The sequence below is a fragment of the Streptomyces sp. NPDC041968 genome (assembly GCF_055589025.1).
On record NZ_JBVJCB010000026.1, the window covers coordinates 1 to 12,302 of the forward strand.

The 12,302-nt window shown below is 72.7% G+C and carries 6 protein-coding genes; 5 read left to right on the forward strand and 1 reads right to left on the reverse strand.

Going from position 1 to position 12,302, the window contains the following annotated elements:
* On the reverse strand, positions 1-1,622 hold a 1,622-nt coding region (locus tag ACZ6EG_RS33870), incomplete at its 3' end, for a condensation domain-containing protein (RefSeq protein WP_469610458.1).
* 344 nt (positions 1,623-1,966) lie between these two features.
* Here ACZ6EG_RS33870 and ACZ6EG_RS33875 point away from each other — a divergent pair.
* From ACZ6EG_RS33875 to ACZ6EG_RS33895, 5 genes are all read left to right on the forward strand, one after another.
* Positions 1,967-3,745: a fatty acyl-AMP ligase gene (locus tag ACZ6EG_RS33875; RefSeq protein WP_469610461.1), complete on the forward strand. Its 1,779-nt coding sequence runs from the start codon at positions 1,967-1,969 to the stop codon at positions 3,743-3,745.
* A 98-nt stretch (positions 3,746-3,843) separates the two neighbouring features.
* Positions 3,844-5,592 carry an acyl-CoA dehydrogenase family protein gene (locus ACZ6EG_RS33880; RefSeq protein WP_391973026.1) on the forward strand — a complete coding sequence of 583 codons (1,749 nt, stop codon included), beginning with the start codon at positions 3,844-3,846 and terminating at the stop codon, positions 5,590-5,592.
* Positions 5,589-7,361, forward strand: coding sequence for an acyl-CoA dehydrogenase (locus ACZ6EG_RS33885; RefSeq protein ID WP_469610465.1), 1,773 nt, complete (start codon positions 5,589-5,591; stop codon positions 7,359-7,361). The genes ACZ6EG_RS33880 and ACZ6EG_RS33885 overlap by 4 nt, the downstream gene beginning before the upstream one ends.
* 3 nt (positions 7,362-7,364) lie before the next feature.
* Positions 7,365-7,649 (forward strand): acyl carrier protein, encoded by a 285-nt coding sequence (locus ACZ6EG_RS33890; protein ID WP_391973024.1) that lies wholly within the window; start codon positions 7,365-7,367, stop codon positions 7,647-7,649.
* Positions 7,650-7,806: 157 nt separating this feature from the next.
* Positions 7,807-12,302, forward strand: a 4,496-nt coding sequence (locus ACZ6EG_RS33895) for an amino acid adenylation domain-containing protein (RefSeq protein WP_469610469.1), incomplete at its 3' end; no start/stop codon positions are given.

The window sequence follows — 12,302 nt, forward strand, 5'->3', positions numbered from 1 at the left end:
GACCGCTCCAGCGCCACCGCGACCAGCCGCTCGGCACCCGCACCCCGCTCGACCAGCAACCGCGCCAAACGATTCGCCCGGCCGTCCAACTCCCCATAGGAAAGCGACACACCGTCACACGAGACGGCCACCGCACCCGGCGACGACGCCACCCGCCGCGCGAACCACGACACCAACGTCACCCCCGCATCAACCGCGAGCGCGGAACCACTCGCAGCAGGCGCGGCCACAAGCTCAGCCCGCTCCCCCGGCAGCAACACCTCCACCCGGCCCACCGGCAGCGAAGGCTCACCCACCACAGCCCCCAACACCCGCACGAAGCGCCGCATCAGCTCCTCGGCGGCCGCCGTGTCGTAGACGTCGGGCCGGTGGTCGAGGCGGAAGCGCATCGTGGCGCCCGGAAGGGCGACCAGGGTCAAGGGGTAGTGCGAGCGGTCGCTGGTGCTCTGGCCGACGACCTGGACCGTGTCCGAGGGCGCGGCCGCCGTCTCCGCCGCCGTCTCCGCCGCCGGGGCCTGAGCCGGGGACGCGGAGGACGCCGAGCGCCCCACGTCGTGGGGGTAGTTCTCGAAGACGACCATGGTGTCGAACAGTTCCGGGAGACCCGCCGCCTGCTGGATCTCCGTGAGGCCGAGATGCTGGTGGGGCAGGAGGTCGAGCTGTGTCCGGTGGAGGCGCTGGAGCAGCTGTCCGACCGGCTCCGCGGGGCGCGTCCGCACCCGCAGCGGGACCGTGTTGATGAACAGCCCGACCATGCTCTCGATGCCGGGAACCTCCGGCGGCCGGCCGGAGACGGTGACGCCGAAGACGACGTCGTCGCTGCCGAGGACCCTGGACAGCAGCAGGGACCACGCGCCCTGGACGAGGGTGCTGACGGTGAGCCCCAGCTCGCGCGCCCTGGCGGTGAGCTGCTCCGTCTGCTGCCGCGTCAGCTCGACGGTGACGCGCTCCGCCACGGTGTCGTCGGACCTGGTCCGACCGGCAGCCACCAGTGAGGGCTCGTCGAGGTCCGAGAGGGCGTCGGCCCAGGCGGTGCGCGCGGTGTCCCGGTCCTGCCGGGCCAGCCAGCCCAGGAAGGCGCGGTACGGGGTGACGGGCGGCAGGGCGCGGGCGTCACCGCCGTGGGCGTAGAGCGCGAAGAGCTCGTGCAGGGCCACCGACAGCGACCAGCCGTCCAGCAGCAGGTGATGGAACGTCAGCGAGAAGCGGTGGCGTCGGTCGGCGAGCCGCAGCAGGGTGAACCGGACCAGCGGGGGAGCGGACAGGTCGAAGCGCTTCTCGCGGTCCGCGCGCAGGAGTTCCTCGGCCCGGGCGTGGCGCGCGGCGTCGTCCGGAAGGCCGGTGAGGTCCGCCTCGTGCCACGGGGTCTCCACCGACCGGGGCACGATCTGCACGGGCGTGGTGAGACCCTCGTGGCGGAAGCCGACGCGCAGGCTCGTGTGCCGGGCCAGCAGGGCGCCGACGGCCGAGCGGAGTGCGGTGCCGTCGACCGGACCGGCAATGTCGAGGACGTGCTGGGAGACGTAAACGTCCTGGGCTTCAGGATTGTAGAGGCCATGGAAAAGCAGGCCTTCCTGGAGCGGGGTCAGCGGAAGGATGTCCTCGAGACCGGCCTGCTTCACTCCCGCACCTCTCGTTGTTTATGTGCATTGCCCTGGACGACTGGGCACGAGTATTGAACATGAGCCCATCAGGCCTGTCACTGGATTAAGGGGAGGCTGAATATCTCCGTCCGTCCCGGTGCGGGGCGGGTGGTCCCCCGGCCGTCGGGGGACCGGCCTGACGGCCGGGAACAGGCGGAATGTCGACGCCGAGTGACGTCGTGGCTACCCAGGGTGGAGATTTCTGGGCCGGTCGCGGGCCGACCCTCTGTTGACTCGATTCCGATGCGATGACTATGTTCCCGCTGCAGATGGAATGTTGTCGTGAGCCGCGCACCGTGTGCCGCGCTTTGGGGGAATGGTCAATGTCCATTGCAGTTGCGGAACTTCCCAGTGTCGTCGCGGCTTTTCGCGGAAATGCCGCGTCCCGGCCGGGCGAGGCTGCGGTGACTTTCGTGCGCGATCTTTCTGCGGAAAAGGTCGACGAGACATTGACCTACGCCGAACTCGACGCGGAGGCCCGGAGCGTCGCCGTACGGCTGGCCGCACACCTCGCGCCCGGCGACCGCGCCCTCCTGCTGTATCCGGAAGGCCTGCACTTCGCGGCCGCCTTCCTGGGCTGCCTGTTCGCCGGGGTGGTCGCCGTGCCGGCCCCGCTGCCCGGGCAGTACCGTCACCAGCGCGAGCGCGTCACCTCCATCGCACGCAACGCGAGCGTCGGCGCCGTCCTGACGAACTCCGCCGTCCACGCGGACGTGCGCGAGTGGGCCGAGGCCCAGACCGACGTCGCCACCGGCCCCGTACTGGTGACGGACGAGGCCGACCCGGCCGGTCCCGTCGACCCGGACGCCTGGGCCGAACCCGCGCTGGACCACGCCACGCTGGCGCTGCTCCAGTACACCTCGGGCTCCACGGGCGACCCCAAGGGCGTGATGATCAGCCACGGCAACCTGCTGCACAACGTGGACAGTCTCCGCCGCACCTTCGGACTGGACGGCTCGACCCGCTTCGGCTCCTGGATCCCGCACTACCACGACATGGGGCTGATGGGCATCCTCCTGCCCCCGCTCGTGCTGGGCGGGTCCTGCACGCTGATGGCCCCCACCACCTTCCTGAAGCGGCCGCACTGGTGGCTGCGCATGGTGGACGTCTACGACCTCGACTGGTCCGCGGGGCCGAACTTCGCCTACGAGCGGTGCGCCCGCACGGTCACCGACGAGCAGCTCGAAGGCGTCGACCTCTCCCGCTGGCGGTTCGCCCCCAACGGGTCGGAGCCCGTGCAGGCGGCGACGCTGACAGCCTTCGCCGAGCGGTTCGCGTCGGCCGGTTTCCGCGCCGAGGCGCTCACCCCCTGCTACGGCATGGCGGAGGCCACCGTGTTCATCTCGGGCGAGGGCGCCCGCAAGCCGGTCGTCCGTCCGGTCGACGCCGAGGAGCTGACCCGGCACCGGTTCGTGCCGTCCGAGGCTTCGTCGGGCACCAAGCCCGTGGTGAGCTGCGGTATCGCGCACGACTACGAGGTGTGCGTCGTCGACCCGCGGACCCGCGAGGTGCTGCCGCAGGGCCGCGTCGGTGAGCTGTGGCTGAAGGGCGAGAGCGTCGCCCAGGGCTACTGGGAACGGCCGGAGGCCACCCGGGAGACCTTCCGCGCCGAGACCGCCGACGGACGCTCCGGGTACCTGCGGACGGGGGACCTGGGACTGGTGCACGAGGGCGAGATCCATGTCACCGGACGGATCAAGGAGACGCTGATCGTCCGCGGCCGGAACCTCTACCCGCAGGACATCGAGCACGAACTGCGGGCGCAGCACGACGACTTGCAGGGCCTGTTCGGGGCCGTCTTCGCCGTGCCCGGCGTCACCGGTACGAGCGAGGACATCATCGTCACCCATGAGGTGCCGGGCCGGCTGGGCGAGGACGTCCTCGCCAAACTCGCCGCGGACATGAGGCAGACGGTGGCCCGTGAGTTCGGCACGGGCGTGCGGGCCGTGGTCCTGCTGCGGCGGGGCGGAGTGCGCCGCACCACCAGCGGCAAGATCCAGCGGGCCGCGATGCGCGAGCTGTTCACGGGCGGTGAGCTGCGGCCGCTGTTCGTCGACGGCGGCCCCCGCGACACCGGACGCACGCCGACGCGACAGAGGTGAGCCCGCACCCCCGCAGCGCTCCCGCGCAGCCGTACGGAACGCCGTACGGCCGTGTGGTCAGCAGGCGTGAAGAGCGGCCAGAGGAAGGATTCCGCACAGTGCACCGGTCCGCCGTAGCAGCCCTGGACTCCCTGCTGGGGCTCCCGGGCGACGAGCACGCGTCGTTCCACCCCGCGGCGCTGGCCGAACTGGACCGCCAGGAGGCGTTCCCGGCCGCCGCCTGCCGGGTCCTGGACGAGTTCGGTCTGAGCGCGCACTACGTGCCGGGCGCGGCGGGCGGCAGACTGACCGACTACACCGAGCTGATGTCGCTGCTGCGCACCGTCGCCCGGCACGACCTGACCGTCGCGGTCGGCCACGGCAAGACGTTCCTCGGCGCCGCCTCGGTGTGGGTGGCCGGGGATGACGAACAGGCCCGCGAGTTGGGTGAGTTGGTGTCCTCGGGAGCGGTCGCCTCCTGGGGCCTCACGGAGCGCGACCACGGCAGTGACCTGCTCGCGGGGCAGGTCACGGCGGCCCGGACCGCGCGCGGGTGGACCCTGAACGGCGAGAAATGGCTGATCAACAACGCCACCCGGGGCCGGCTCGTGTGCGTGCTCGCCCGCACGCGGCCGGAGGGCGGCCCCCGCGGCTTCAGCCTGTTCCTGGTGGACAAGCAGCGTCTCGCCGACGACGCGTACACCTGCCTGCCCCGCGTGCCCACCCACGGCATCCGCGGCGCCGACATCAGCGGCATCGCCTTCCATGACGCCGAGGTCCCGGAGGGGGCGCTCGTCGGGGAGGTGGGCGGCGGTGTGGAGACGGTGCTCAAGGCGCTGCAACTCACCCGGACCACCTGCGCGGCCCTGTCCCTCGGAGCGGCCGACACCGCGCTGCGGCTGGTGACCGACTACGCGCGCGGCCGTCGGCTGTACGGCCGCACCCTGAGCGACCTGCCCAGGATCCGGCGCATCGTCGGCGAGATCACCGCCGCCACCCTCCTGGCCGAGGCCACCGGCGTCATGGCGAGCCGCAGCGTCCACACGCTGACCGGAGAGATGAGCGTGACCTCGGCGGTCGCCAAGGCGCTCGTCCCCGAACTCGTGCACCACGTCCTCGACCGGGGAGCGGAACTCCTCGGCGTCCGCAGCTTCCTCACCGAGACGTACGCCGACGGGGTCTTCGCCAAACTGGAGCGCGACCACCGGGTCGTGGCCATCTTCGACGGCAACACGGCCGTCAACCGCAACGCCCTGATCGACCAGTTTCCGCTGCTCGTCGCCGGCTACCGGCGCGGACGCGTCGACGGCGCCGGCGTGGAGGCCGCGGCCCGTCCCGGCACCCCGCCCCCGGCCTTCGACCGCCGACGGCTCGCGCTGATCTCCCAGCGTGGGTGCAGCGTGGTGCAGAGCCTGCCCGACACCGTCGCGCGGCTACGGGCCCGCGCCGAGGCGGGCCTCCTCCCCGCGGCCGTGGCCGCGCTCGCCGAACGGATCGGGACCGAGGCCGACGCCCTGCACCTGGAACTCGGCGCCCAACGGCGGACCGCACGGGACGTGCCCCCGTCCGCCTTCGTCCTCGCCGAACGCTACGAACTGTGCTACGCGGCGGCGGCCTGCATGCTCCTGTGGCTCCACCACGACGAGGCGCTCGCGCACGAGCAGGGCGGCTCCGGCGAGCCGCCGGCCGTGTGGCACGACGGCCTGTGGCTGAGGGCCTGCCTGAGCACCGTCCTGACCCGCCTGGGCCACACCCTCGAAGCGGCGGACGCCGAGGTCTACGACCGCCTCGCCGAGCACACGCTCGCCACCGCGCCCCCCACCCTCGCCTCCGCGTTCGGGCCGGCGGCAGTCAGGAGTCACGCATGACCAGCCCGGCCACCACGTCCGCCGCGACCGCGACCGCCGCCAGCGCGTCCCCGCACCGCGCCGACGCGCTGGAGAAGCACCTCGGTGACCCGCGGGACCCCGGCAACCCCCTGAGCTTCCGGCAGATCCTCGCCGCCGACGAACGGGCCGAGATGTTCGCCGCCGGCGAGCGGGCCCTGGACGAGTACGGCCTCAACGCCGAGTTCGTACCCCCCGAGTACGGGGGCCGCCTGACCCGTCTCGACGACCTCATCGAGATCATGCGGTCCGTCTACCGCCGCGACCCCTGTCTCGGACTGGGCTACGGGGCCAGCTCCTTCATCGCCGCCGTCAACATCTGGACCGCGGGCAGCGAGGAACAGCGCCGACACGTCGCCGGACTCCTCCTGGACAACCGGAAGGTCTCCGTCGCCTACCACGAACTGGCCCACGGCAACGACATGGCCGGGACCGAGTTCGAGGCCCTGCCCGGACCCGACGGACGTCTCGTCCTGAACGGACGCAAGGAGGTGGTGACCAACCTCCAGCGCTCCGACGCCGTCGTCATGTTCGCCCGCACCGACCGCCGCCCGGGCAGCCGCAGCCACTCCCAGATACTCGTCGACAAGGCCGGCCTCCCCGAGGACCGGATGGCCTACCTGCCCCGGTTCCCGAGCGTCGGCATGCGGGGCGTCCAGCTCGGCGGCATCGAGTTCCACGACTGCCCGCTGCCCGCCGACAGCATCGTCGGACGACCCGGCCAGGGCCTGGAGACGGCGCTGAAGGCCTTCCAGATCACCCGCACCACGCTGGTCGCGATGTTCAACGGCATGCTCGACACCGGACTGCGCACCACCGTGCGCCACCTCAGCGCACGCACGCTGTACGGACGCCCCGCCATCGACCTGCCCGAAGTGCGCTCCGTACTCGCCGCCGCCCACGCCGACCTGCTGCTCTGCGACGCCTTCGCCACCGTCGGCACCCGCGCGCTGCACCTCGTGCCCGCGGAGACCGGCATCTACGCCCAGGCGGTCAAGTACTTCATCTCCAAGATCCTCATGGACGCCATGCACCGGCTGTCCACCCTGCTCGGCGCGCACTTCTACATCCGCGAGGGTGAGCACGCCATCTTCCAGAAGCTGCTCCGCGACATCCAGCCGGCCGGCTTCGGGCACGCCGCACGCGCCGCCTGCCAGATGTCCCTGCTGCCGCAACTCCCGCTGCTCGCCCGCCGGTCCTGGTCCCAGGGCCAGGCCGCACCCGAGGAGCTGTTCCGCCTCGACGCCGCGCTGCCGCCGCTCCCCTTCGACCGGCTGGCCGTCACCGCCGCGGGCCGCGAACGGCTCTCCTCCTCCCTGGCCGCCGGCCTGGAGGCGGAGCCCGCGCTGCTGCTGGAACACCCGGTGATCCGCCGCGTGGGCCGGCACCTGACGGACGACCTGCGCGACCTCACCGCCGCCTGCGCCCACCTGCCCGCCGCGGAACTGTCCGTGGCGGCCGGCTCGGCCTCGTACGACCTCACCCACCGCTACGTGAACGTGCTGGCCGCCGCCGCCTGCGTCGGACTGTGGCGGGCCAACCAGAACCACCCGGACCCCTTCCTCCGCGACCCCGCCTGGCTCGCCGCGACGCTGGCCAGGATCCCACTGCGCCCCGGACACCCACCCGAGCGGCTGCCCCAGGACCTCGAACAGCGGCTGTTCGACGAGCTGATCGACCGCCACGAGGCGAGCACCAGCCTCGGCCTGGTCAGGCGGAGCCTCGCCGACCACAACCCCAAGGAGAACTGACACATGTCCAGCCCCACCGTCGAGAAGACCGACGCCGGCCCCTCCCCCCTCGAACTCACCGCCTGGCTCACGGAGCGCATAGCCACGCACCTGGAGATGCCCGCCGAGGACATCCGCGCCGACGAGCCCCTCGGCGCCTACGGCCTCGACTCCATCTACGCCCTCACGGTCGTCGCGGAGATCGAGGACCACCTGGGCGTGACGCTCGAACCCACGGTCATGTGGGACGAGCCGACCGTCGCCGGACTCGTCGACATCATCCTCGCCGAACTGCCCCTGGCGGCCTGACCAGCGGGCGCCACCCACGGGCACGGGCAGCCCGGGGGCCCCGCTGTGCCGCAGCAGAAGAGCCCGTAAGGAGACCGAAGAGAACGTGGGTAGGTGCGCAGTGTCTGAGCATGGGTCGGTTCGCAGGGCTGTTTCGGCCGCACAGACGGGAATCTGGGTGGCTCAGCAACTGTCCCCCGACAGCCCGCTGTACAACTGCGCCACCTACTTCGAGATCGCCGGACACGTGGACGCCGGCGTCCTGACCGAGGCGGTCCGCCGTACCGTCGCCGAGACCGAGGCGCTGCGCGTGCGCTTCGACGAGGACGGTGACGAACTCCGGCAGACCGTGGAACCGGTCGGCGACGGCATCCCCGTGCACGTCCTGGACCTCACCACGGAACCCGCCCCGGACACGGCCGCCCTCGCCTGGATGAACGCCGACCTGGCCGTCCCCTCCGACCTGCGCACGGGACCGCTGTACACCCACGCCCTCCTGCGCACCGGCGAGAACCGGTCCCTGCTCTACTTCCGCCACCACCACATCGTCCTCGACGGCTACGGGCAGGCCGTCTACTGCCGTCGGCTCGCCCACGTCTACACCGAGCTGGCGGCCGGCCGTGAGCCCGCACCCACCCGGTTCCGTCCCCTGGCCGAACTCGTCGGCCAGGACCACGACTACCGCGCCTCGACCCGGCACGACGAGGACCGCGACTACTGGCGGGGCGCCCTCGCGGGCGCCCCCGACCCCGCCCCGCTGACCGGCCGGACCGCCGACCCGTCCCCGATCGCCCTGCGGCGCACCGTGCGGCTGCCCGCCGACCACATGACGCTGCTCGCCGCGGCGGGCCGCTGGTCCTCCGTACTGCTCGCCGCCGTGGCCGCCTACACGCACCGCCTCACCGGCGCCGACGACGTGGTCGTCGGCCTGCCCACCACGGGCCGCACCACCGCGGGCGCGCTCATCACACCGGCCGCCTTCGCCAACGAGGTGCCGCTGCGCCTCACCCTGCACCCGGACACCACCCTGACCGACCTCGTGCGGCAGGTCACCGCAGGGGTCGGCGGCGCACTCAAGCACCAGCGCTACCGCAGCGAGGACCTCCACCGCGACCTCGGCCTGGCCGGCAGCAGCGGGGGCCTGCACTCGGTCACCGTCAACGCCATGTCCTTCGGCCGGGAGATCCGCTTCGGCGGACACGACACCGTCATGCACCCGCTGTGGACCGGCCCGGTCAAGGACCTGTCCGTGGTCTCCTTCGGCGACCCGGCGACCCCGGGAAGCGGCGTGCTCCTGGAGTTCGACGCCAACCCCGCCCTGTACACCGAGGCGGAACTGGCCGCCCACCAGGAACGGTTCGTCGCCTTCCTCACCGCCCTCGCCGCAGCCCCCGACCGGCCGGTCCGCGACACCGACCTGCTCGACGAGGCCGAACGCGAACGGATCCTCACCGACTGGAACGACACCGCGCACCCGCTCCCCGGCCGCTCCCTGCCCGAGCTGTTCGAAGCGCGGGCCCAGCAGACGCCCGAGGCCCCGGCCCTCGTCCACGGTTCCACCCGGACGACCTACGGCGAACTCAACTCCCGCGCCAACCAACTGGCCCGCGTCCTCCTGCGGCGCGGCATCGGACCCGAGCAGTACGTCGCCGTCGCCGTCCCGCGCTCCCCGGACCTGGTCGTCGCCCTGCTCGCCGTGCTCAAGACGGGCGCCGCCTACATCCCCGTCGACCTCGAGTACCCGGCCGACCGCATCGCCTACATCCTGGGCGACGCACGCCCCGCCCTGGTGCTCACCACCGGGGACTGCGCCGACCGCATCCCCGCCACGGCGCAGGCCCCGTTGCTCCTGCTCGACCAGGCCCGCAGCGCCGCCATGCCCACCGCCAACCCGCACCCGCGCGAACGCGCCACCGAGGTCCGCCCCGACCACCCGGCCTACATCATCTACACCTCGGGCTCCACCGGGCGGCCCAAGGGCGTCGTCGTCCCCCGCGGCGCACTGGACAACTTCCTCACCGCCATGGTGCACCGCCTCGGCACCACGGACACCGCCCGGTGGCTGGCCGTGACCACGATCGGCTTCGACATCGCCGGACTGGAGCTGTACCTGCCGCTGCTGACCGGCGCCTCGGTCGTCCTGGCGGACCGCGACGAGGTCCGCGACCCGGACGCGCTGCGCACCCTCGTCGCACGCGAGCACGTCACCGTCATGCAGGCCACCCCCAGCCTGTGGCACGCGCTGGCCGCCGACCACGGCGACGTGCTCGGCGACGTACACGTCCTCGTGGGCGGCGAAGCGCTCCCCACGGCCCTCGCCCACACCCTCACCACCGTCGCCGCCTCCGTCACCAACCTCTACGGGCCGACCGAGACGACCGTCTGGTCCACGGCCTGCGACATCACCGCCGACGCCCCCGTCTCCATCGGCCGCCCCGTCCTCAACACCCGCGTCTACGTCCTGGACCACGCCCTGCGCCCCGTACCCGCCGGCGTCTCCGGCGAGCTGTACATCGCCGGCGCCGGACTCGCCCGCGGCTACCACGACCGCCCGGCCCTGACCGCGGAACGCTTCGTCGCCGACCCCTTCGGCGCACCCGGCACCCGCATGTACCGCACCGGAGACGTGGTCCGCTGGACGCCCGACGGCCGGCTCGCGTACCAGCGGCGCGCGGACGACCAGGTCAAACTCCGCGGCTTCCGGATCGAACTCGGCGAGATCGAATCCGTACTGCTGCGCCACCCGCAGGTCGGCCGTGCCGCCGCCGTCGTACGCGAGGACCGCCCGGGCGACCAGCGCCTGGTCGCCTACGTCGTCCCGGACTCCGCCGACGGACCCGACACGGCGATGCTGCGCGCGCACCTCGCCGCCGCGCTGCCCGACTACATGGTCCCCGCCGCGTTCGCCGTGCTGCCGGAACTGCCACTGACCCCGAACGGCAAGCTGGACCGCAAGGCCCTGCCGGTGCCGGACTACGGCACCGCCGACACCGAGCGTCGCGCGCCCCGCACACCCCGCGAAACGGAGCTGTGCGGGCTCTTCGCCGACGTCCTCGGCCTGCCCGAGGTCGGCATCGACGACGACTTCTTCGCCTCCGGCGGCGACAGCATCATGGCCACCCGCCTGGTCGGCCGCGCCCGCCGGGCCGGCCTGCGACTCACCGCCAGGGACGTCTTCCGCCACCGGAGCGTGGCGGAACTCGCGCTGCTCCCGGACCTGGCCGCGGAGAGCGGCGCGACGGACGGAGCACCGGCCGACGCCACGGACGCCACCGCGACCGCCGACGCGCTCACGCCCGAGGACATCGCCCAAGCGCAGGCCGCCGTGCCGGGCGCCGTGGACGTGCTCCCGCTCTCGCCGCTCCAGGAAGGCCTGTTCTTCCACAACCAGTTCGACACCGCGGCCCTCGACTACTACAACGCGCAGCTGGTCCTCCCCCTGGAAGGCGCCCTCGACGTCCCGGCCCTGCGCCGGGCCGCCGACACCGTCCTCGCACTCCACCCCGGCCTGCGCAGCGGCTTCCGGCAGATCGCCGACGGACGAGCCGTCGCGGTGGTGTCCGACACCGTCACCACCCCCTGGCACGAGGCCGACCTCACGCGCCTCTCCGACGACGCACGCGCCGAGGCCTGGCTGGAGCTCCTGGACCGGGAACGGTGGACCCGCTTCGACCTGGCCGAGCCGCCCCTGATCAGGTTCACCGTGGTCAGGCTCGGCACGGACCAGTGGCGGCTCGTGCTCACCAACCATCACATCGTGCTCGACGGCTGGTCCCTGCCCCTCGTCGTCCGCGACCTGCTGAAGTCCTACGCCGAGACGGTCGACGGCGCCCACCCGGCACCGCTCCACGCCCGCCCCTACCGCGAGTACCTCGACTGGCTGGCCGCCCGCGACCACGACGCGGCGCTCGAAGCCTGGCGCACCGCCCTGGCCGGGGTGAACGAACCGGTACGACTGGGAACGGACAGTCCTGGAACCGACCCCGAGGCACAGCAGCGCATCCGCTTCACCCTGCCCGACGACACGGCCCACGCCCTCACCCGGGCGGCACGTTCCCACGGGGTCACCCCGAACACGCTGGTGCAGACCGCCTGGGCCCTGCTGCTCGCCCGTCTCACCGGGCGCGACGACGTCGTGTTCGGAGTGACGGTGGCAGGCAGGCCGGCCGACCTCGACGGCGCGGACGACATGGTGGGCCTCTTCGTCAACACCCTGCCGCTGCGCGTGACGCTGCGCCCGTCGGAGACCGTCGCCGGACTCCTGCGACGCCTCCAGGACGAACAGGCCGAACTCGTCGACCACCAGCACATCGGCCTCGCCGACCTCCAGCGTGCCATCGGCCTGGGTGAACTCTTCGACACCCTGACGGTGTTCGAGAACTTCCCCCTCGACCACGAAGCCGTCCGCACCGGCGCCGAGCGCGCCGGCCTGTCCCTCGGCGACGCCGAGATCCGCGGCGGCACGCACTACGCCCTGAGCCTGGCAGCCCTCCCGGGCACCGGCGGAGAGGGCCTGAGCTTCCGGCTCGACTTCCGCCCCGACCTGGTCGCCCCCGACCTCGCGGAACGGGTGTCCGAGCGGTTCGTGCGGGTGCTGGAGGCGGTGGTGTCGGCGCCGGGGGCCCGGGTGGGCCGGGTGGGTGTGCTGGCGGAGGATGAGCGGCTGCGGGTGCT